At 68.2% G+C, this 22,259-nt stretch carries 16 protein-coding genes; 10 read left to right on the top strand and 6 right to left on the bottom strand.

Annotated elements, in window-relative coordinates; genetic code table 11:
* Positions 1-80: 80 nt before the first annotated feature.
* A complete protein-coding gene (locus tag LZ199_RS28320; protein ID WP_253996891.1) occupies positions 81-899 on the bottom strand; it encodes a hypothetical protein in 819 nt (272 codons plus the stop codon).
* A 272-nt stretch (positions 900-1,171) separates the two neighbouring features.
* On the opposite strand from LZ199_RS28320, the gene LZ199_RS28315 reads away from it, so the two are divergent.
* From LZ199_RS28315 to LZ199_RS28300, 4 genes are all read left to right on the top strand, one after another.
* The gene (locus LZ199_RS28315) at positions 1,172-3,430 is read left to right on the top strand and encodes a family 2 encapsulin nanocompartment cargo protein terpene cyclase (protein WP_253996890.1); all 2,259 of its coding nucleotides are present in this window, start codon (positions 1,172-1,174) and stop codon (positions 3,428-3,430) included.
* Between the two features lie 50 nt (positions 3,431-3,480).
* Complete coding sequence (locus LZ199_RS28310; protein WP_253996889.1) at positions 3,481-4,890, top strand: family 2B encapsulin nanocompartment shell protein; 1,410 nt, start codon at positions 3,481-3,483, stop codon at positions 4,888-4,890.
* Positions 4,891-4,905: 15 nt separating this feature from the next.
* Positions 4,906-6,312: a family 2B encapsulin nanocompartment shell protein gene (locus tag LZ199_RS28305; protein ID WP_253996888.1), complete on the top strand. Its 1,407-nt coding sequence runs from the start codon at positions 4,906-4,908 to the stop codon at positions 6,310-6,312.
* 312 nt (positions 6,313-6,624) lie between these two features.
* Positions 6,625-8,379, top strand: a complete 1,755-nt coding sequence (locus tag LZ199_RS28300; RefSeq protein ID WP_253996887.1) for an alpha/beta fold hydrolase — start codon at positions 6,625-6,627, stop codon at positions 8,377-8,379.
* Positions 8,380-8,460: 81 nt separating this feature from the next.
* Here LZ199_RS28300 and LZ199_RS28295 read toward each other — a convergent pair whose 3' ends face one another.
* Positions 8,461-9,345: an SRPBCC family protein gene (locus LZ199_RS28295; RefSeq protein ID WP_253996886.1), complete on the bottom strand. Its 885-nt coding sequence runs from the start codon at positions 9,343-9,345 to the stop codon at positions 8,461-8,463.
* Positions 9,342-9,770 (bottom strand): ArsR/SmtB family transcription factor, encoded by a 429-nt coding sequence (locus tag LZ199_RS28290; protein ID WP_253996885.1) that lies wholly within the window; start codon positions 9,768-9,770, stop codon positions 9,342-9,344. Before LZ199_RS28290 ends, LZ199_RS28295 begins: the two co-directional genes overlap by 4 nt.
* 314 nt (positions 9,771-10,084) lie before the next feature.
* Here LZ199_RS28290 and LZ199_RS28285 point away from each other — a divergent pair, with 314 nt between their 5' ends.
* The 3 genes from LZ199_RS28285 to LZ199_RS28275 all read left to right on the top strand — a co-directional run bounded on the left by LZ199_RS28285 (position 10,085) and on the right by LZ199_RS28275 (position 14,085).
* A complete protein-coding gene (locus LZ199_RS28285) occupies positions 10,085-12,007 on the top strand; it encodes a hypothetical protein (RefSeq protein WP_253996884.1) in 1,923 nt (640 codons plus the stop codon).
* Positions 12,008-12,101: 94 nt separating this feature from the next.
* On the top strand, positions 12,102-13,112 hold the full coding sequence (locus LZ199_RS28280) for an acetylserotonin O-methyltransferase (RefSeq protein ID WP_253996883.1): 1,011 nt from the start codon (positions 12,102-12,104) through the stop codon (positions 13,110-13,112).
* A gap of 43 nt (positions 13,113-13,155) precedes the next feature.
* Positions 13,156-14,085, top strand: coding sequence for an FG-GAP repeat domain-containing protein (locus LZ199_RS28275; RefSeq protein WP_253996882.1), 930 nt, complete (start codon positions 13,156-13,158; stop codon positions 14,083-14,085).
* Positions 14,086-14,140: 55 nt separating this feature from the next.
* On the opposite strand, the gene LZ199_RS28270 is transcribed toward LZ199_RS28275, so the two are convergent.
* The 3 genes from LZ199_RS28270 to LZ199_RS28260 are packed head-to-tail and all read right to left on the bottom strand — an operon-like array spanning position 14,141 to position 18,503.
* Entirely contained in the window at positions 14,141-15,853 is a 1,713-nt protein-coding gene (locus LZ199_RS28270; RefSeq protein WP_253996881.1) for a sodium:solute symporter, read from the bottom strand.
* Entirely contained in the window at positions 15,850-16,008 is a 159-nt protein-coding gene (locus LZ199_RS28265; RefSeq protein ID WP_253996918.1) for a hypothetical protein, read from the bottom strand. The genes LZ199_RS28270 and LZ199_RS28265 overlap by 4 nt, the downstream gene beginning before the upstream one ends.
* An 8-nt stretch (positions 16,009-16,016) precedes the next feature.
* Positions 16,017-18,503 (bottom strand): PIG-L family deacetylase, encoded by a 2,487-nt coding sequence (locus LZ199_RS28260; protein WP_253996880.1) that lies wholly within the window; start codon positions 18,501-18,503, stop codon positions 16,017-16,019.
* Between the two features lie 143 nt (positions 18,504-18,646).
* Between LZ199_RS28260 and bshC the strand changes: the two genes are divergently transcribed.
* Genes bshC through bshA form a run of 3 tightly spaced genes read left to right on the top strand, consistent with a single transcriptional unit; the run spans position 18,647 to position 22,235 of the window.
* The gene (gene bshC, locus LZ199_RS28255) at positions 18,647-20,272 is read left to right on the top strand and encodes a bacillithiol biosynthesis cysteine-adding enzyme BshC (protein ID WP_253996879.1); all 1,626 of its coding nucleotides are present in this window, start codon (positions 18,647-18,649) and stop codon (positions 20,270-20,272) included.
* Complete coding sequence (gene bshB1 / locus LZ199_RS28250; protein ID WP_253996878.1) at positions 20,269-21,075, top strand: bacillithiol biosynthesis deacetylase BshB1; 807 nt, start codon at positions 20,269-20,271, stop codon at positions 21,073-21,075. Before bshC ends, bshB1 begins: the two co-directional genes overlap by 4 nt.
* Positions 21,072-22,235 (top strand): N-acetyl-alpha-D-glucosaminyl L-malate synthase BshA, encoded by a 1,164-nt coding sequence (bshA, locus tag LZ199_RS28245; RefSeq protein WP_253996877.1) that lies wholly within the window; start codon positions 21,072-21,074, stop codon positions 22,233-22,235. Before bshB1 ends, bshA begins: the two co-directional genes overlap by 4 nt.
* Positions 22,236-22,259: the final 24 nt, after the last annotated feature.

The following is a 22,259-nucleotide window of genomic DNA, read 5'->3' as shown; positions in this document are numbered from 1 at the left end:
AGAGATTATCCGAGATGGCGCTGCTTGAGTTGTGTGAGGCCGCAGGGCGGGCCGTCAAAGCAAGACGTCCCAGGTCCCGCTCAGGCGTCCTTCTCCTCCAGGCGCACCTTCACGTCGGTGATGATTTTCAGTCGACGCGGCGGCTCCTCCTTCTCCGCGGACAGGTCCGCCTGGACGCGCATCTCCATCTCACTGCTGGCGGGCCAGAGCCTGTCCAACCGGAACGCCGTCTCGCCCTTCGTCTGCGAGCGGATCATCATCCGCTCGGAGCCGTCCGGGCGCGTCTGGTATTCGGCGGGCACCGGCTGGTTCTTCGACGTCTGCTGGATGAGGAAGCGCGTCCCCGCCCGACTGGCGTCCAGGGAGAACAACTCGAAGCTGGCGGTGCCCTGCGTCCCCACGGGACCGCTGCCATACAATGGCTGGTCCCACCGCGCGCCCAGGCCAATGGCTTCCTGCGGAAAGGGGTTGCCCACGAACTGGAGCGCCTTGGCCAAATCCTGGAGCTCCCTGCGTCGCTGCGCGTCAAGGTGGGCGGGCAGCTTCAAGTCGAGGGAGTTGCCCCGCCGCCCGGACACCCCCGCGCCGGTGAGGCCCGGCAGGAACGCGAGGCTCTTGCGCACCTCGTCTACGTGCTGCTCGGACGTGCCGGGCTGGACGAGCAGGTCCACCGCGTCGAGCGTGAAGTCATAGCGCGTGTCCCCCTCCGGCGAGACGGACTGGACGTGGATGATGAAGGTCATCCGCGTGGAGGGCGTGGGCGGCGCGCGGCGCGGGGTGCCCCCCGTCTCCACCGTCACGGTCGAGGCGTGCACGGCGGAGACCACCTGCTTCGACCCGGGTGAGGGCTTGAGGAGCAACTGACGGCGCGGCTCGCGGCCCTGGGTGACGAGGAGCATGGCCTGGACGCTAGCCCGGTCCCTTGACGCGAGCCAAGCCAGCCCGGGCGCAATCACAAGCAACTTTTCCATGAACATCAATGACTGTCTTCACGATTACTCTCCCTTCCTGAGAAAACGAGCCAATCAATATCACCCCACCGGGTGCAGGATTACCCTGTCTGGAGACTCAGGAAGAACAGCGTTCCTTCGATTTTATCTGTTGAACACGTAATTCGTAGATTCATCATTTTGAACACTCTACAAGGCGCCCGTCACAACGAGGGGCACCCATGGCCAAGGCGCGAGACAAACATCCTTTTGTATTGCCAGAGTTCTATGTCCCCTGGCCGGCGCGTCTGAATCCAAACCTCGAAGCAGCCCGGGTGCACTCGAAGGCCTGGGCGCGCGAGCTGGGCATCATCGGCGCTCCCAAGGACGGCAGCGCCCCGGAAATCTGGAGCGAGCGGAAGTTCGACGCAATGGATTACGCGCTCCTGTGCGCGTACACCCATCCGGAGGCGCCGAGCCCGGAGCTGGACCTCATCACCGACTGGTACGTCTGGGTCTTCTACTTCGACGACCACTTCCTCGAAATCTACAAGCGTCCGCAGGACCGCGAGGGCTCCAAGGCATACCTGGACCGGCTGCCACAGTTCATGCCGGTGGACCTGTCCACGCCCATGCCCAAGCCCACCAACCCCGTGGAAGCGGGCCTGGCGGACCTGTGGATGCGCACGGTGCCCTCCAAGTCGGTGGAGTGGCGCAAGCGCTTCTTCGAGAGCACCAAGGCGCTCCTGGACGAGTCCACGTGGGAGCTGGACAACATCAGCGAGCAGCGGGTCTCCAACCCGATTGAGTACATCGAGATGCGCCGCAAGGTCGGCGGGGCGCCCTGGTCCGCGGACCTGGTGGAGCACGCCGTCTTCGCCGAGGTGCCGGACCGCATCGCCGCGAGCCGGGCGATGCTGGTGCTGAAGCACTCGTTCGCGGACGCGGTCCACCTGCGCAATGACTTGTTCTCCTACGAGCGGGAAATCCTGGAGGAGGGCGAGCTGTCCAACGGAGTGCTCGTCATGGAGCGCTTCCTGGACATCACCCCGCAGGCGGCGGCCCACCTGGTCAACGACGTGCTGACCTCGCGGCTCCAGCAGTTCGAGAACACGGCGGTGACGGAGCTGCCCTCGCTCTTCGCGGAGCACGGCCTCAGCCCGGTGGAGCAGGCCAACGTGCTCGTCTACCTCCGGGGGCTCCAGGACTGGCAGTCCGGCGGCCACGAGTGGCACCTGCGCTCCAGCCGCTACACGAAGCCCGCCTCGGGCGGCCCCGGCACCGAGCTGAACATCCCGGGCCTGGGCGCCTCCGTGGTGCGCCTCCCCACGACGCCCGGCGCCCTGGGTCTCAAGCGCTTCAAGAGCTTCGCCCACGTGCCCTACCAGCCGGTGGGCCACCTGGTGCCGCCGAAGTTCTACATGCCGTACACCACGGGGCGCAGTCCCCACCTGGACGGCGCGCGCAAGGACTCCAAGGCGTGGGCGCGGCGCATGGGCATGCTGGACGCACTGCCCGGCCTGCCCGGCGTGTACATCTGGGACGACCACAAGTTCGACGTCGCGGACGTGGCGCTGTGCGGCGCGCTGATCCACCCGGACGCCACCGCCGCGGAGCTGAACCTGACGGCGGGCTGGCTCGTCTGGGGCACCTACGCGGACGACTACTTCCCGGCGTTCTACGGCTACACCAAGGACATGGCCGGGGCGAAGCTCTTCAACGCCCGGCTGACGGCGTTCATGCCGGATGACCCGTCCACCAGCACCGCCGTCGCGACGAACCCGGTGGAGCGGGGCCTGGCCGACCTGTGGGCGCGCACCGCGGCCAACCTGACGCCGAGCGCGCGCAACCTGTTCCGCAAGGCCATCCAGGACATGACGGAGAGCTGGCTGTGGGAGCTGGCCAATCAGATACAGAACCGCGTCCCGGACCCGGTCGACTACGTGGAGATGCGCCGCAAGACGTTCGGCTCGGACCTCACCATGAGCCTGTCGCGGCTGGCCCATGGCGACGCGATTCCGGCGGAGATCTTCCACACCCGGCCCATCCGCTCGCTGGAGAACTCGGCGGCCGACTACGCCTGCCTCACCAACGACGTCTTCTCCTATCAGAAGGAGATTGAGTACGAGGGCGAGCTGAACAACGGCGTCCTCGTCGTCCAGCGCTTCCTGGACCTGTCCCCCACGCAGGCGGTGGAGGTCGTCAACGACTTGATGACCGCGCGGATGGAGCAGTTCCAGCACACCGTCGCCACCGAGCTGCCGTCGCTCATCCGCAACTTCAACCTGGATGCGCGGGCCCAGGAGAAGCTCAACCTGTACGTCGTGAAGCTCCAGAACTGGATGGCCGGCGTGCTCATCTGGCACCAGACGGTGGACCGGTACAAGGAGTTCGAGCTGCAGGGCAGCCGCAAGCCCATGCCTCACGTGCACGGCCCCACGGGGCTGGGCACCTCCGCGGCGCGAATCGCCTCGATGTTCAGCGCCCTGCGCCAATCCTGATTCGTTCCCAACCCCAACCTCTTCCCACCTCTGAAAGACAAGGTGTCCTCATGGCGAACCCAATCAAGCCCGGTAACGAAGCGGAGAACCAGCTGTTGAGCCTCGGGACGGCGGCGGCGCGGCAGCTCGCGACGACGACCAAGTCCGTTCCGCAGATGCAGGGCATCTCCTCCCGGTGGTTGCTCAAGCTGCTGCCGTGGGTGCAGGTGTCCGGTGGCGTGTACCGCGTCAACCGCCGCATGACGTACGCGGTGGGCGATGGCCGCGTGACGTTCACCACCGCCGGCGCCAAGGTCCAGGTCATCCCCCAGGAGCTGTGTGAGCTGCCCCTGCTGCGCGGGTTCGACGACGTGGAGGTGCTCCAGGCCCTGGCCAACCGCTTCGAGCAGAAGGAGTTCAAGGCGGGCGAGGTCATCACCGCGAAGGGCCAGGAGGCGGACTCCATCTGCCTCATCGCCCACGGCAAGGTGAACCAGATTGGCGCCGGCAAGTACGGCGACGAGACGGTGCTGGGCGTGCTCGCCGACGGCGACCACTACAGCTTCCAGGCGCTGCTGGAGTCGCAGGACTACTGGACCTTCACCGCGAAGGCCGTCACGCCCTGCACCGTGCTGATGCTCCAGCAGTCGGCGTTCGAGGCGGTGCTCGCCCTGTCGCCCTCGCTCCAGAAGCACATCGAGCAGTTCAAGGCGCGCTCGAAGAAGAAGCAGGACACGTCGGGCCAGGCCGCCATCGAGCTGGCCGCGGGCCACACGGGCGAGCCGGTGCTGCCGGGCACGTACGTGGACTACGAGACGTCCCCGCGCGAGTACGAGCTGAGCGTCGCGCAGACGGTGCTCCAGATTCACAGCCGCGTCGCGGACCTCTTCAACGAGCCGATGAACCAGACGGAGCAGCAGCTGCGCCTGACGGTGGAGGCCCTGAAGGAGCGCAAGGAGCACGAGCTCATCAACAACCGCGACTTCGGCCTGCTCCACAACGCCGACCTGAAGCAGCGCATCCACACCCGCTCCGGCCCTCCGACGCCGGACGACATGGACGAGCTGCTCTCCACCGTGTGGAAGGACCCGTCCTTCTTCCTGGCGCACCCGCGCGCCATCGCCGCGTTCGGACAGGAGTGCAACCGCCGGGGCATCTACCCCACGAGCGTGGAGCTCAACGGCAACATGGTGCCCGCGTGGCGCGGCATCCCCATCTTCCCGTGCAACAAGATTCCCGTCTCCGACTCCCGCACCAGCTCCATCCTGCTGATGCGCGCGGGTGAGAAGAACCAGGGCGTCGTCGGTCTGCACCAGGCCGGCATCCCCGACGAAATCGAGCCCAGCCTCTCCGTGCGCTTCATGGGCATCAACGAGAAGGCCATCATCAACTACCTGGTCAGCGCGTACTTCTCCGCCGCCGTCCTCATCCCGGACGCGCTCGGCATCCTGGAGAGCGTCGAGATTGGCCGCTCGGAGTAACGGAAGGCCCACGCCATGACGAATCCAATCAATCCAGGCGGTGGTGGCATGGACTCGCAGCTGACGAGCTTGAGCACGGCGGGTGCTCGTCAGCTCGCGACGACGACGAAGACTGTTCCGCAGATGCAGGGCATCACCCCCCGGTGGCTGTTGCGCATGCTGCCGTGGGTGGAGGTGACGGGCGGCACGTACCGCGTCAACCGTCGCCTGAGCTACGCGGTGGGAGACGACCGGCTCAACTTCGGCAACGTGGGCGCCCGGGTGGAGGTGCCCGCCCAGGAGCTGCACAAGCTGCCGCTGCTGCGCGGCTTCGAGGGTGACAACGCGGTGTTCCAGGCCCTGGCGAGCCGCTTCGTCCAGAAGGAGTACAAGGCCGGGGAGTCCATCGTCGAGGCGGGCACTCCCGCCGAGCACGTGTTCCTCCTGGCCCACGGCAAGGCGAAGAAGCTGGGCAAGGGCAAGTACGGGGACGAGCTGACGCTGGAAGTGCTCGCGGACGGCGACCACTTCGGTGACCAGGCGGTGGTGGAGTCGAACGACCACTGGGGCTTCACCGTCAAGGCGACCACGGCCTGCACGGTGCTGGCGCTGCCGCAGCAGGTGTTCGAGACCCTCATCCTCCAGTCGCCCGCGCTGCAGGCGCACGTGGAGCGGTACAAGGAGCGCCTGAAGAAGCCCCAGGACAAGATGGGGCAGGCGGCGATTCCGATGGCCGCGGGCCACTCCGGCGAGCCGTCGATTCACGGCGGCTATGTGGACTACGAGCTGGCCCCGCGCGAGTACGAGCTGAGCGTGGCGCAGACGGTGCTCCGCGTGCACACCCGCGTCGCGGACCTGTACAACGGGCCGATGAACCAGACGGAGCAGCAGCTCCGCCTGACGATTGAGGCGCTGAAGGAGCGGCAGGAGCACGAGCTCATCAACAACCGTGACTTCGGCCTGCTCCACAACGCGGACCTGAAGCAGCGCATCCACACCCGCTCCGGCCCTCCGACGCCGGACGACATGGATGAGCTCTTGAGCCGGCGCCGCAAGTCGCGCTTCTTCCTGGCCCACCCGCGCACCATCGCCGCGTTCGGTCGGGAGTGCACCCGTCGCGGGCTGTACCCGACGGTGGTGGACGTGCAGGGCACCAAGGCCATGGCGTGGCGCGGGGTTCCCATGCTGCCGTGCGACAAGATTCCCATCACCGAGCAGCGCACCAGCTCCATCATCGTGATGCGCACCGGTGAGTCGGACCAGGGCGTCATCGGGCTGCACCGCACGGGGCTCCAGGACGAAGTCGAGCCGGGCGTGTCCGTGCGTCGCATGGACATCAGCGAGAAGGCCATCTCGTCCTATCTCGTCAGCACCTACTTCTCAGCGGCGCTCCTGATTCCGGACGCGCTCGGAGTGCTCGAGAACGTCGAGCTGGGCAGCTGAGGTTTCGCCACGGGAGCGGGCTCGAAGGTGGGGCCCGCTCCTGCGCGGAGCGCGGTTCGGTGCGGGCTGGGTCCAGGCAGACCGGGAGTCCTCTGTTCCGAATCATGGATGTTCATTCCGGGCTGACGTGTCACGCGGCCTGGCGGTCGTGCCCCTGACGCGTCCGTTTTGACTGTCTTCGATTGTTGGCGTGAGGAACATCGCTCCGCCCTGCTCTTGGACACGTTCATTCCAATCGCGGGTCCAGCGCTTGCAGACCACCGCCGCGCGCGCGGCGTGGCCTTGGCTCGCTGCCGCAGGGAGAGTGACTCCATGACGCAGCCCCGCTTGATGACGCTTCGCAGTAGCCCACCCGTGCCCGTGCGCCGCATGACACGGCTTGGCCTGCTCGCCATGCTGCTCGTGGGCACCACGGCCTCGGCGCAGGTGACCTTCGATTGTCAGACGCTCCAGGAGCGCGCCCCTGGCACGGGCCTGGGTGCCAATCCGAAGGCCGTGGCCTCCGTGCCGCTCGCGAAGCAGCAGCAGGGCTACGTGCGCGTGGGCGGCGGGTGCGAGGTGTCGCGCTTCGGCTACGACTCCGCGCACGCCGCGGTCATGGTGCAGAACGCGCCCGACGGGGACTTCGGCTGGCGGTGCAAGGGCGCCGACCCCGCGCTCGTCATCAACCCCGCGTGGGCCAAGGCCTCCGTCACCTTCTGCAAGGCCAGCGCGCCGAACGTCAGCAGCCTGCGCTTGCAATGCAAGACGCTCAGCTCGAAGACGGGCCCCTCGCGCAACCCGCTCGCCGAGGTGTCCCTCACGCCGCAGCTCGCCACCGAGGGCTATGTCGTCGTCTCCGGCGGCTGTGATTCCTCCCACGCGCTGAACGGCTCCATCCACGCGGAGAACATCGTCGTCTCCAAGCCCACGGCGAACGGCAAGGGCTGGCGCTGCCAGGCCGCGGACCCGCCGAACCACCCGCAGGACGCCACCGTCACCGCGTCACTCGTCGCGTGTCAGCTCGCGGTGGACCCCGCACAGGCCGCCCTGCTCACCCCGAAGCCCGCGCTGCGCTGCGCGGTGAGCCAGGGCGTGAAGACCTCGGGCGTGGCCTATCCCCGAGCCCTCGCCGCCGCCACCGGCAAGGTCCTCAGCGGTGGGTGCGACCTCTCCTATGCCGGCAATGGCTCCGCGCACGCGCAGTTCATGGTGCAGCACGGTCCCCAGGCGGATGGCGCCTGGTCCTGCTGGGGCGCGGACCCGCCGCTCATCAGCAACCCGGGCAGCGCGCAGGCCAGCGTGCTGAGCTGCGGCATCACCACCGTCCCCGCCACCACGCCGCTCCCCGCGCCGACGCCGACTCCCACGCCCACCCCGACGGCGCGAAAGAATCCGGTGCTCATCGTCGGCGGCACGCTGGCGAGCGAAATCCTGTACTGGACGCTGGAGAGCCGGTTGGACCGGGATGGCTACCAGCGCTTCTTCTTCGAGCTGCCCAGCGGCGGCCTGATTGACCTGTACGAGAGCGCGCGCCAGCTCAAGTTCAAGGTGGCGGACGTGCTGCTCCAGACGGGCGCGAGCAAGGTCCACCTGATTGGCCACAGCCAGGGTGGCGCGGTGGCGCGGGCGTACGTGCGCGACTCCGGCAATGCGTCGGTGGAGAGCATCATCAGCCTGGGCACGCCCCACAAGGGCACCGACGACGACCCGCTGCTCGCCCTGGTGGCGCGCCTGCTGTTCAACTGCACCGGCACCGCGGCGGACCCGCTGCCCTGCAAGCAGATGAAGGCGGGCTCGGCGTTCATCGCGGAGATCAACACGCGCCCGCCGAACGACCCCATCTACTACACCAACATCAACACCTTGCACGACGTGTTCACCAAGGCGAACTCGAACGGGAAGATGGACAACTGCGACCGGACGAGCCCCTCGGGTGAGGCGCTGCAGTGCAACGTGACGGTGCAGGACTTCTGCAAGGACAACCTCGTCGAGCATGTCGGGCTCGCGTCGAACGGGGTCGTCTACAGCGGCATCCGGCAGGCGCTGGAGCACCGGAAGATTGCGCTCAACTGCACGGAGCTCTGAGGCACGCCGTCGCCCAGCAAACCGCCGTCCGCGCGTGGGATGCAACCGCGTGCGGACGGCGTTCGAGACTCGCCGACGGGCTCAGCTCGCGTCGGTCGCCACCTTGGCGAGCATGCCCAGGAACCCGGCCCAGCCCTGCAGGTAGTCGCTGCGGTCGACCGGCAGCTCGAAGCGGTCGTGGATGACGGTGACGCGGGTACGGCGCCCTTCCTCGAGAGATTCGAGGAGCCACGTCACGCGCGTCATCGGCTTGTCCGGCTCGCCCCGCCAGTCGGTCCAATCGGTGACCAGTCGCTCGTTCTCCACCTTCTCGAGGATGCGCATGGGGCCACCCGCCACGGCCCTGCCCTCGCAGGTGTAGTTCCATCCGTACGAAATCTCGCCACGGTCCACGTCGACGCGCGCGGCGCCAAAGAGCCAGCGGTTCATCAGCTCGGGGACAAGCAAGGCGCGGTACACCTTGGCGGGCGCCGCGGCGATTTCAATCGACGCGCGCACCTCGGGGGCGCCGCTGGTGAAGTCGGGCAGCGTGATTTGCTTGCCCTCTCGAAGGTGGTCCTTGAGATTGCCGGTGTGGATGCGCCACAGGTCGTCAATCACGTGCTGCGGCTTGCGATATGGAAGCTGACCTCGCACCGCGTGGCGAATCACCAGTGAGCTCGTGTCCGGGCCCTCTCCTGGCTGGAGCGTGTAGTTCACTTCGGTCGGGACACCTTGAATCGTCCAGCCGAACCCGAGGCCGCGGCCGGGCTCGAGCGACGTCAGTACCTGGTCGCGGCCAGGCTCGCCGGGCGCGCCGAGGGTGGCCTTGCCCCAGAAACGATAAGCCCCACCGACGCGCGGCTCGACCTCGGCATGCTCGGCGAACCAGTGGCGCAGCTCGGCCGCATCTGTCAGTGCGCGGAAGACCCGCTCGGGTGAGGCCGGCAGCTTGAAGGTGAACTCGTGCTCGAACGACGGGCTCATCGGGGTCTCCTCTTGGGGGAACGTGGGGCGCGAGGCGCGGGGTCTTGGGGTGGGACGGGGTCGTCGGGCATCGACTCGACGAAGTCCTTGAGGTCATGGAGCCGCGCGGGCCAGAACACGCGGTAGTCCTCGAGCCAATCGCTGATGAGCTGCAGGCGTCGCGGCTCCAGGGTGTAGACGCGCTCGCGTCCCCGGCGCTCCTCGCGGACCATCTCCGCCTGGCGCAGCACGCGGAGGTGGCGCGACACCGCGGGCCGGGTCATCGCGAAGCCCGTGGCGAGACTCCCCGCGGTCGCCTCGGAGCCTCGGAGCCGGGCCAGCAACGCCCTCCGGGTGCTGTCGGCGAGCGCGAAGAACACCGCGTCGAGCGTCGAGGACGGCCCTGAAGCCGTGGGCAGGCGGGCGTGGGCGGAGCGAGGACTCATATGTCAACGACTCGTTACCTATCAGCGCGCCCGAAGACGGGGCAAGCAGATTCGAAACGAGAACGTTACGCGTCGGCCACTTCCCCGAAGTCGGGCGCACGCCCGCTCACCCGCGCCCTCCAACACTCCGCGTATCGACACACATTCCCAGACAGTCGCCATCCACATCTAGGAGAGAGGCTGGTCATGCAATTCCAGCTTCGAAGTCATTCAAATGCGCCATCGAGCGTGTGGAATGTCAGTCAATTGGGCTACCATGCGCCCTCGTGGTCCCGTATCGGACCCGAGGCGTCGCTGGCCAAGGAGCATCTGGAATGAAGAGCACTCGCGGACGAAACCTCCTTCACGCGCTCCCTGCCACGGCCGCCCTCCTGCTCATCCCCGGAGGGGCCCATGCCCAGGACATCACCAACATCCCAAGCTCGGACCGGATCCCCCGCCCCTCGGTCCGCCAGGACAGCTACCGGAACCAGCTTGCTTCGGAGATCAGCAACGGGGGATGGAAGACCTTCCTCGGGGACCTCCACGTGCATTCACGTGGCCACACCTTCGGGCTCGTGGTCCCCAATGTGAACCGCTCCGAGGTGCACCAGGCGGGCTATCTCTTCGGTTTCGACTTCCTCGCCATCACCAACCACTCCACCTCCTGGAGTGACGCGGACGAGGACGCCAGCCTGTTCCAGTATGGGCCAGGGATCGACGGCTACGGTCAGCCTCACTACCTCGGGATGAAAGGCTCGGAGGATTACGTCGGGCCCGATGACATCGCCCACACCACCAGCTTCAACCGCCTCCTCAAGCTGAATACCAACGACATGGGCGTGTGGCACGAGATGATTTTGGACCGCTACACCGCGAATCCTCTCAACAGCGTCCACGTCCAACTCAATCATCCCAAATATCTCAACCCGTACTTTCGTCTGCCACAGAGGTCACACTTGTGGAGCGCGGAAGGCGTCGCGAAGGTCCGCGATGCCATCGAGCTGGTCGAGTACACCAGCCTCCCGTCCTTCCTTGAGTTTCTGAGGCTGGGCTTCCGGGTGGCTCCCGCCTCCAATTCGGACCTGCATGCCAACTTCCGGCAGGCCGTGGAGTTTGACGACAATGGCGACAACAACATCTTCCTGGAGCGGGCCAATGGCGCGTGGGTGAGGCCCTACTTCGAGGAACCGGGCGTTCCCAGGGAGCTTGTCTGGCCGAAAATCTGGGCGCACAACCGCACGGGGGTCGCCCTGCCTGTCGGGACGCCTTGGTCCTATGAGAGCTTTCTGACGGCCCTGCGCAACCGCTGGGTATTCCGGACGTCCCACCCGCGCAGCTCGGGCTTCTTCCTGGGTGGGGGGCTCCCCATGGGCACCGAGATGGAGTTGCAGTCCACGTCTTCCATTCCATTCACCGTCTGGGCCACCACCCTGGACAGCCAGCCCGGGGATGAAACGCAGTGGAAGCGACTGGAGGTGTGGTCCCCCCACAGCCCCGAGCAGCCGCTCTATGTCGAGGAGTTCAACGACCCGGCGCTCCTGGACCTGAAGCGGACCTTCTCCCTGATGCCTTACGAGTCCGTGTATGTCATCCGGTTGGAGCAGGTCATGGGCACGGACGTGGTGCTGGCTCCCGTGTGGATCACCAATCCGCTCCCGAAGCCGACCATCGCCTTCGACAATGGAGGCTCCCAGGTCCAGCGGGGACTTCGGATCCCCATCGTGGGCATCAACGGGGTCTCTGGCTCCTACTTCGTCCAGCGAGCCAACCGTCCGGACGGCCCGCAGGACTGGCGGACGGTGAAGACGACGACCCAGCCGTTCCACCCCTTCGACACCACGCACCTCCCCAAATACTCCTGGTGGCGGGTGACGGACACCGTCCAACCTTACGCCGCCACCAACACCGTGATGCTGACGGTCACCGACGCGCTCGACGTGACGCTCCCGCTTCCAACGGTTCCTCCCACCGAGGTCGGAACCGTCACGCTCCGCTGGAGACACGACGTCCCCATCCGTGCCGCCTATTACGTCTCCAGGGACAACGGCTGGAACTGGACGAAGATGGGAGAGGAGCCCGTGGCACTGACAACCAACGCCTGGCGTTTCAAGGCGTGGCAATGGGGCGACGACAACGTCATGCTCAAGGTCGTGAACGCGGCGAACCCGAGCCTCTTCGGAGCCACGACGCCGTTCCCGGCGACCACCGAAGCGCCCGCATGGTTCCCCGCGCATGTCGCGAGCATGGTCTTGTAGCAGCGCGGCTGACGCGGTGAGACATCCCGACCTGTGACGGCGGGTATGCGCAGGCATTGGCTTCGTGTCGGGGGCCTGGGCCAAGATGCGCGCCATGACTTCACCCACCGTTCATCCCGCGCAGCGCATCGTCGACCTGGGCTTTGGCTTCATCCTCTCTGGCGCGCTGTCCTCGGTGGCGGAGCTGGGCGTGGCGGACAAGCTGGTCCAGGGGCCCAAGAGCGCCGCCTCGCTCGCGGAGGAGCTGGGCGTGCATGCCCAGTCCCTGTACCGGGTCCTCCGCCTGCTCGCGAGCGTGGAGGTGTTCTCCGAGGATGAGGCGGGACTCTTCTCGCTGACGCCCGCCGCCGAGTACCTGCGCTCGGATGCGCCCGGCTCCTTGCTCAGCGCCGTGCGGATGCTCACGCAGCGCATCTTCTGGGCACCCACCGGCGAGTTGGTCGACACGGTGCGCACCGGCCAGACGCCCTTCGACCGCATCTTCGGCAAGCCCTTCTTCGACTACCTCAACCACGACGCCGTGCAGGGCGCCGTCTTCCACCAGGGCATGTCCAGCCTCTCCGACATGGAGAACGGCTCCATCGCCGGCAGCTACGACTTCACGGGGCTGGGCAGCGTGGTGGACGTAGGCGGCGGACACGGGGGCTTCCTCATCGGGGTGCTCAAGCTGGCGCCCCAGGTGCGCGGCGTCCTCTTCGACCATGCCCAGGTGCTCGTCGGCTCGCGCATCGCCCAGGCGGGTTTCGCGGAGCGGTGCGCGCTGGTGGAGGGCGACTTCTTCCAGTCCGTGCCCAAGGGCGCGGATGCCTATGTCCTCAAGCGCATCCTCCATGACTGGAGCGACGAGACGTGCGTCGGCATCCTCCGCCACTGCCGCGAGGCCATGGCCGAAGGCGGGCGTGTCCTCGTCATCGACACCGTGATTCCTCCCGGCAACGCGCCGCACGGAGGCAAGGTGCTGGACGTGATGATGATGGCCTCGCTGCCAGGTCGCGAGCGCACGGAGGAGGACTTCCGCAAGCTCTTCGCGCAGGCGGGCTTGAAGCTCTCGCGCATCGTCACCACGCCGGCGGCGCTCAGCATCACCGAGGCCATGGCCGCGTAGTCCCATCGTTTCCGAAGAGAAATCACCCGTGGGGGAGCTGAACATGAAGAAGACCGTGCTGACATTGTGTCTTGCTGGAAGTGTCCTGGGCTGTGGCGCGCCGGAGGGAGGGCTCGACGAAGGCATCGCGCCGGAGGGCACCCAATCCCAGGCCATCCTCGGCACTGTCGTGAGCTTCAATGGCGGCGCGGACTCCGATTTGCTGTGGAGGAACCAGGGCACAGGCAACATGCTCACCTGGGTCATGGCCGGCCCCTCACTGGCCACCACGGCGGTGATGCCCGCCGTGTCGCCGTCGCTCGTCGTTCAGGCCGCCTCCAATTTCGGCGGACCGACGTCGGACCCGGACCTCGTCTTCCACACGTTCGGGTCGACGGGCGAGGGCATCCGCTTCCTCAGCAGCACCTTCAGCGTGCTCGGCATGGCGCCCATCTCAGGCGTCCTCCCTTCGCCGGACTGGTACGTCGCCGCATCCGGCGACTTCAACCTGGACGGGCAGACGGACCTGGTGATGCACAACCGCGTCTCGGGGCAGTTCTTCTACCAATACATGTCCGGAGCCACGCCCATCGGCTTCTCCACGCCGCTTCCTCGCTCGCTGCCCTGGTACATCGTGGGCGCGGCGGACTTCGATGGAGATGGGAGGACGGACCTGCTCTGGCGCAACCGCACCTCGGGACAGAACGACATCTGGCGCATGAACAACACCGCCATCATCGGCGCCTTCTCCCTGCCTGGAATGTCCCTGGCCTTCTATGTGGGCGCCACCGCGGACTACACGCGCGATGGCAACCCGGACATCGTCTGGCACAACCCGGGCTCGGGACAGGTCATCATCTGGAGGATGGCGGGGATGAGCCTGGGTACGTCCATGACCGTGGGCAGCATGGGCTCGGGCTGCCCGGCGTGGTTCTCGCAGGTCATCCCGCCTCCCGCGTTGGGAGCCTGCATGTACCTCGTGGGCCCGCGCTAGCCCGCGCGGTCGACGTCGGCGTGAGCCTCTTCGTGGAGGCTCACGCGCCGGCCCCCTACACTCCAGCGGCGGGAGTGGCCTGCGGCTCGCGGGGCATGACGACCTGGAGCGCCAGGCTGAGCGCGACGACGAGCGCGCAGCCGATGACGTTGAACCAGAGGTAGCCGATGTCGCTGAGCATGAAGAGCCCAATCACCGTGACCTGGGAGATGACGGCGGCGGTGAAGACGGCGTGTCCCCGCACATGCTTGAGGAAGAAGGCGACCAGGAAGATGCCCAGCACCGTGCCGTAGAAGATGGAGCCCAGGATGTTCACCGCCTGGATGAGGTTGTCGAGCAGCGACGCGAAGCTCGCGAAGCCCACGGCCACCAGGCCCCAGAACACGGTGAACAGCTTGGAGGCGATGAGGACGTGCCGGTCCGACGCCTCCGGACGGAACACGCGCCGGTAGAAGTCCACCGTGGTGGTGGCGCCCAGCGCGTTCAGCTCGCTGGCGATGGAGCTCATGGCCGCCGACAGGATGACGGCGATGAGCAGCCCGAAGAGCCCGCTGGGCAGCCAGCGCTTCACGAAGCTGATGAAGATGTAGTCGGAGTCCTTGGTCTCCGCGCCGGGCAGCGCGCGTGACACCAGGGCCTTGGCCTCCTTGCGGACCGCGCTGGCCTCGCCCGAGGAGGCGCGCAGGGTCTCCCGGACTCCCGCCTGCGTGGCGGCGTCACCCGCGTCACCCGCCGCCAGATAGCGCTCCACCTCCGCGCGCTTGCTGGACTGCACCTGCTCCCACTTCGCCTCCAGCGCCGCGTACTCGCCCGCCTGCGTCGACGCGCGCATGCGCTCACCCAGCGTGTCATTGAAGAGCAGGGGCGGCGTGCTGAACTGGTAGAAGACGAAGACGAGGATGCCGACGAAGAGGATGAGGAACTGCATCGGCAGCTTGAGGACGCCGTTGAACAGCAGTCCCAGCCGGCTCTCGGTGATGGAGCGCCCCGTCAGGTAGCGGCCCACCTGCGACTGGTCCGTGCCGAAGTAGGACAGCGCCAGGAAGAAGCCGCCGGTGATGCCGGACCAGAAGTTGTAACGGTCCTGCACGTTGAAGTCGAAGCTCACCACGTTCATCCGGCCGAACGCGCCCGCGACGTCCACGGCGTCGCCGAACGACACGTGCTTGGGCAGGCGCCAGAGGATGACCAGCGCGGCCACCACCATGCCGCCCATCATCACCACCATCTGCTGCTTCTGCGTCTGGCTGACGGCGCTGGAGCCGCCCGTCACCGTGTAGATGATGACCAGGGCACCCATGGCGACGACGGTGGGCTCCAGCGGCCAGCCGAGGATGGTGGAGAGGATGATGGCCGGGGCGTAGATGGTGATGCCCGCCGCCAGGCCCCGCTGCACCAGGAACAGGAAGGCGCCCAACAGGCGCGTCTTCAAGTCGAAGCGGGACTCCAGGTACTGGTACGCGGTGATGACGTTCAGCCGGTAGTAGATGGGGACGAAGACCGCGCTGATGAGAATCATCGCGAACGGCAGTCCGAAGTAGAACTGCACGAAGCGCATGCCGTCTTCGTACGCCTGCCCGGGAACGGAGAGGAAGGTGATGGCGCTGGCCTGCGTGGCCATCACCGCCAGGCCAATGGTGGGCCACTTCAGCTCGCGCGCACCGCGCAGGTAGTCCTCGGTGTTCTTCGCGCCTCGGGACTTCCACATGCCCCAGATGACGATGAACGCAATCGTTCCGACGAGCACCACCCAGTCGAGCAAGGTCACGAGTACACCCAGGTGAGCAGCGACGACAGCGCGAGGAACAGGACGAAGGCTCCGAACACCAACAGGTAGACGTTGCGCCACGAGCCCAGGAGCGGCGGCGCGTCATCCAGCTCGGGCCGCTTCTCGGGCGACGTCTGGGAGGGAGACGGATTCACGGGAGGACTCATTGCGCGAGGACGTTCGCCAGGAGGCGGTAGGCGCCGGGGACTCCGGCGGGGAGCTGACGGAAGAAGGCCAGGCCCGTGTAGACAAACACGCCCTTGCCGTGACGGGTGACGAGCAGCGAGCCGCGCAGGGGCGCCTCACCCGCGTCGTTCAGCTCGAACACCGGGCGGTAGTGGTCATCCCACTTCGATGCGAAGTAGAGGCCGCGCTCCTGGACCCAGCCGTCGAAGTCCGCGGCCGTGAGCCGGTTGGGCGTGCGCAACAGCGGCTCATCTTTGGACACGGGCGTCATCACCGCCGTCTCGTCCGTCACGCGCTCGCGGCCAATCTCCAGCGGGTACGGCCCGACGAAGGCGGCCAGCGGGCCCACGCGGCTGTTGGTGTTGTACTGCACCACCAGGCGCCCTCCCTGCTTCACGTAGTCGAGCAGCCGCTCGCGGTGCACAGCGAGGCGGGGGTTCGCGTTGAAGGCGCGCACGCCGACGAGGATGGCGTCGAAGCGCTCCAGCTTCTCGGAGGCCAGCCGCTCCTCGGGGAGCACCGTCACCTCGTAGCCCACCGCCGCCAGGCTCTCCGCCACGCGGTCTCCGGGGCCCGGGATGTAGCCCAGGCGCTTCACCTTCGTCGCGAGCGCGAAGGGAATCAGCGTCGCCTCGGAGGGCTGGCGCACCGCGAGGGGCGGCAGGTGCTCGTGGGCGACAGCGCGCACGCGCCACGACTCCGAGCGGCCTCCGCTGTCCACGACGACACGCAGGCGGCCCTTCTCCGTGGCGCCCTTGGGCGGCGTCACCCGGAACTGGACGGTGCGCTCATCACCGCGCGCGGCGAGCTGGAAGGCGTGCTCCGTCGGCTCCGAGCGCCAGCCCTGCGGCAGCTCCAGTCGCACCTTGCCCGTGGCCTCCGCGCGTCCGGCGCCCAGCACCACGGAGAGGGCCTGCGGCGCCCCGTTGGGGAACATCACCCGGTCGCGCTCCAGCGTCGCGGTGACGGCGGGCACCACCTCGAACGCGCGGTACAGCTCTCCGCGCACCGGGTCCGTCCACACATGCACCACCGGCCGCGCCACGCTGATGCGCCGGCCGCCCACCTCGTAGACGAAGGTCACCGACAGCGCGGGGCCTCCCTCGGGCAACCCCGTCAGCGCGCGGTCCGAGTCCTCCAACGCGAAGAGTCCGCCAGCGAAGGGCTTGCGCAGCCAGTACGGCGTGGTGATGACCGCGTCCTCCGGCAGCGTCACCTTCTTCTCCAGCTTGAAGGGCGTGTGCTCGGCGAGCGCCGCGTTCACCGGCACGCTCTCTCCACCCGGGAGCGTCACGCTCACCAGCCGAAGCGCCGCGGGCGAGCGGTTCAGCGCGGACAGACTCAGCGCCACCGGAGCGCCGGGCACACCCGTGGCCTCCGGAGCTCTCGCCTCCAGGAACAACCCCGCGCACGCGGCGATGAGCGACTCCGTCTCGCGCAGCTTGAGCGCCTTCCACGGGTGGTCCGCGGGCAGCGCGGACAGCGCCTCATGGACGCGCAGGAGCGCGGGCACGGTGCGGAACGGCGCGCGCGCATCGAAGCCCTTCACCGCGTCGTCCACCGCGCGGGCCACGGCCTCCGTGCCCTTCCAGCGGCGCCAGGACAAATCCAGGCCCTCGAACACGTCCGCCTTCGGAGCCGTGCCGTCGAGCGGCGTGAAGTACTCCAGCAGCGGACCGCGCTCGGCCGGGACACCGAAGCCCTGGCTCTTGTGCTGGCTGCGGCTCTCCGCGGAGATTTCTCCCCAGGAGCGGCCGAGCAGCGCGTCGTATCCGCCGACATCCACCTTGAGATAGCCCGACATGTCCGCGTCGGGCTTGAGGCTCCACGTCGAGACGTTGTTCAGCAGCCGGTCCGCCTTCCACGGCTTCACCAGGTCCAACTGCTCGGGGAAGCGCTTGGGGTCCGCGGCGGCGGTGAAGGCCTCGGCGGCGAGCAGCGCGGACGCGGTGTGGTGTCCGTGGTTGGGCGGCTTCGTATTGAAGCGCGTGACGATGAGGTCCGGCTGGAAGCGACGGATGGCGAGCACCACGTCGGCCAGCACCGCGTCGTGTCCCCAGATGCGCAGCGCCTCGTCGGCGGACTTCGTGTAGCCGAAGTCGCGTGCGCGGGTGAAGTACTGCTCGGCGCCGTCCACGCGGCGCGCGGCCAGCAGCTCATAGGTGCGGATGAGCCCCAGCAGCTCGTCCTGCTCGGTGCCGATGAGGTTCTGTCCGCCGTCACCGCGCGTGAGCGACAGGTAGCCGGCGCGCAGGCCGCGTTCACCGACCAGCCAGGCGAGAAAGCGCGTGTTCTCGTCGTCCGGATGGGCCGCGACGTAGAGCACGCTGCCCGTCACGCCGAGCCGTCGGAGTCCGGCCGCGATTTCCCCCGCGTGGGGTTGCCGAGGTGCCTGGGCGAAAGCCGAAGTCCCAAATCCAAGACTCATGGCCAGCGTCATGCCAAAGGTGAGCAGGGTTCGCATCCGCAGCGGACCCTACAACAAGGTCTCCACCCACGCGCGCCTGGCTTTCATCCCATGACGCGTCCAGCCACGGCCTCACGTTGCGTGACAGTCACCGTCCTTCTCCGTGCCGACAAGAAGATGACCTGTTATCACCGCGCCCCGTGACGCCTTCCTTTCCCACCGCGTGGCTCAAGGGAGACCCACGCGCGCTCGCCTTCCTGCCCGACCGCTTCCGTCACCGCGCCGCTCGCGCGGAGGCCGCGGCCGCCGCCGCCTCACGCCCCATGTCGTCGGCCCTGCTCGACGTCGTGTCGGCCCAGAACGCACGCCTCGCGCCGAGCCCCGCGCGCGAGCGTCATCTGAAGGAGCTTGCCCGCCCTGGCACCATCGCCGTGGTGACGGGCCAGCAGATGGGGTTGTTCCTCGGGCCGCTCTTCACGCTCTACAAGGCCGCCGCCGCCATCAGCGCCGCGCGCGCGCTTCGGGAAGAAACCGGGCGGCCCTGTGTTCCCGTCTTCTGGCTTCAAACCGAGGACCACGACCTGCCGGAGGTGGACCATTGCTTCGTCGCGAGCCCGCGAGGCTCCGCGAAGCGCGTGGCGTTGGACGTTCCGGAGGCCGCTGCCTCGCGTGCGCCCGTCGCCCACCGCAAGCTGGGGGCGGGAGTCACCCAGGCCCTGGAGGCCCTGCGCGGTGAGCTGGGCGGAGAGCCCCAGGCCTCCGAACATCTGGAGCTGCTCGCGCGCGCCTACCAGCCCGACGCGACGCTCGCGGAGGCGTTCACCCAGGTGCTCGCCACCCTCTTCGCCGATGAGGGCCTGGTCTTCATCGACCCGAGGGACGCGCGCCTCGCGCCCTTCGCCGCGCCCATCCACCGGCTCGCGATTCAGGACGCCTCCGCCATCTCCACGGCGCTCTCGCGTCGCGTGGAGGCGCTGACGCAGGCGGGCTTCTCCGAGCAGGTCCACATCCGTCCCGGCTCGCCGCTCGGCTTCTTCTCTCCCGACGGCATCGAGGGCGCGCGCTACCGGATGGACCCCGCGGGCCCCGACACGTGGACCCTGGTGGGCCACCCGCGCGGCGCCACGGTGACGACGAAGGAGCTCTTGGACTGGCTTGAGCGCGAGCCGCTGCGCTTCACCACCTCCGCGCTCTTGCGTCCGCTCCTCCAGGACACGTGGTTGCCGACGGCGGCCTATGTCGGCGGCCCGGGCGAGGTCTCCTACTTCGCGCAGCTGTCTCCCCTCTATGAGCACGCGGGCCTGCCCATGCCGCTGGTGGTGCCGCGCGCCCGCTTCCGCGTGCTGGATGACCGTGCCCGCAGACTTCTCCACAAGTTGGGCCTCACGCCGGACGAGGTGGGCGAGCCCCGCGACGCGCTGCTGACGAGGCTCTCCACACGCGACGCGGCGGAGCCCTACGAGCCCGCGGGCACGCTGGAGGCGCGGCTCTTCGGCGCCTTCGCCTCGGAGCTGGACCGCATGGGCGAGGCGATGCTCAAGCTCGACCCGCAGCTGCTCGACGCGCTCAAGCGCACCCGGGGCACCGTGCGCGCCGCGGTGGCGCGACTGTCGGCCCGCTATGGCCGCGCGCTCGCGCTGCGCGACGAAGTCACGACCGAGCGCGTGGACCGGCTGCGCGCCATGCTCGTCCCGGACGGGGCTCCGCAGGAGCGCATCCACGGCATGGCCTACTACGCGTGCCGCTTCGGCTCCCGGGCCTTCACGCGCCAGGTGCTCGACGCGTGTGTCCCCTTCTCCGGCGACCTCCGGGATTTGACGCCATGAGCACGGGCGGCGCGACGTACGGGCTGGAGGCCCTCGCCTTCGGCCCGCATCCGGACGACGTGGAGCTGTTCTGCGGCGGGCTCATGGCGAAGCTCTCGGGCCTGGGCCACCGCACCGGCATCATCGACCTGTCGCGCGGCGAGAAGAGCTCGCGAGGGACTCCGGAGACACGCGCGGCGGAGACGGAGGCCGCCTCGCGCGTGCTGGGCCTGTCCGTGAGGGAGAACCTGGGCCTGCCCGACGGCTGGCTCAACCCGTGGGCCGGCTTCGAGGCCAGCGAGCCCGAGCGCATCCGCGAGTCCGCGGTGGCCCGCATCGTCGAGGTGCTGCGCCGCCTGCGGCCGGAGCTGGTCATCGTCCCGTGGGAGGAGGAGCGCCACCCGGACCACGAGGCCGCCAGCGCGCTGGTGACTCGCGCGCTGTTCTTCGCCGGGGTGCGCAAGTTCGAGACCGAGCCGCCCGGCGCCCCGTTCACCCCTCGGCAGGTGCTCTACTACCCCTTGCGCCACCTGGCCGAGCCGAGCTTCGTCGTGGACGTGTCGGCCGTGTACGCGAGCAAGTCAGCGGCCGTGCGCTGCTACGCGAGTCAGGTCGAACCCCGACCGGACGCACCCGCCACGCTGGTGGGCTCGCCGCTGTCGCTCTCCTCGCTGGAGGCGCGGGACAGGTTCTATGGCGCCCAGGTGGGCGTCGCCCACGGCGAGCCGTATGTCGTCCGGGAGACGTTGGGCCTCTTCGACCCGGTGGAGCACTTCCGCCGGAATAGCTTCGAGAAGCCCTTGTTCTTTCCTCACCGCCGATGAGCCCGCCCCTCTCCATCGCCATCACCTGCTTTTCGACCTTCGGGGGCAGCGGCATGGTCGCCACCGGCATCGGCCTGGGAATGGCCGAGCGAGGTCACCGCGTCCACTTCATCGCCCGAGAGCCGCCCGCGCGGTTGGAAAGCCTGCCCCGGGGCGTGACGTTCCACGAGGTGACGGAGAGCGACTACCCCGCGCTCCAGCGCTCCGGCACGTACCCCATCGCCCTGGCCTCCAAGATGATTGAGGTGGCCAACAGCGAGCGGCTGGACGTGCTGCACGTGCACTACGCGGTGCCGCACGCCACGGCGGCGTGGATGGCGCGCGAGGTGCTGGGTGAGCATGGGCCGCGCATCGTCACCACGCTGCACGGCACCGACACCACGCTGGTGGGCGTGCACCCCAGCTACCTGCCGATGACGCGCTACTCCATCCTGCGCAGCGACGCGGTGACGACGCCGTCCTCGTTCCTCCGCGACGCGACGTGGAGCGGCTTCAGCCTGCCGCAGAGCTTCCCCATCGAGGTCATCGCCAACTTCGTGGACACGGAGCGCTACGCCCCCGCGAGGGAGCGCGCGCACCTGCGCGCCCTCTTCCCGGACCTGGGCGAGCACGAGCCCGTCCTCATCCACGTCTCCAACTTCCGCCCCGTCAAGCGCATCACCGACGTGGTGGGCGTCTTCGCGGAGGTCCACCGACAGCTTCCCTGTCGGCTGGTGATGGTGGGAGACGGCCCCGAGCGCGCCCCAGCGGAGCGGATGCTGCGCGAGCTGGGCCTCTCGCACCGCGTGGCCTTTCCCGGCAAGCAGGAGCGCTTCATGGAGGTGCTCGCCGCGTCCGACGTGTTCCTGCTCCCCAGCGAGCAGGAGAGCTTCGGCCTCGCGGCGCTGGAGGCGCTCAGCTGCGGCGTCCCCGTGGTCGCGAGCGACGTCGGAGGCATTCCGGAGGTCGTTCGCCACGGCGACACGGGCCTCTTGGCCCCGCTGGGCGACGTGCGCGCCATGGCGGGCCACGTGCTCGGCCTGCTGCGTGACGCGACTCGTTGGAAGAACTTCTCCGTCCGAGCGCGGGCCGACGTCGTCGAGCGCTTCAGGATGGAGCCGGCCCTGGACCGGTATGAGGCGCTCTACCGCCGGCTCGTGAGCGGAGCCCCCCGGCGCTGAAGGGGCCCCACTCGCGCCGGGACG

The sequence above is a fragment of the Myxococcus qinghaiensis genome (genome assembly GCF_024198215.1).
In the GTDB taxonomy this organism is placed as follows: Bacteria; Myxococcota; Myxococcia; order Myxococcales; family Myxococcaceae; genus Myxococcus; species Myxococcus qinghaiensis.
This window is presented reverse-complemented; position numbering and strand designations above follow the sequence as displayed.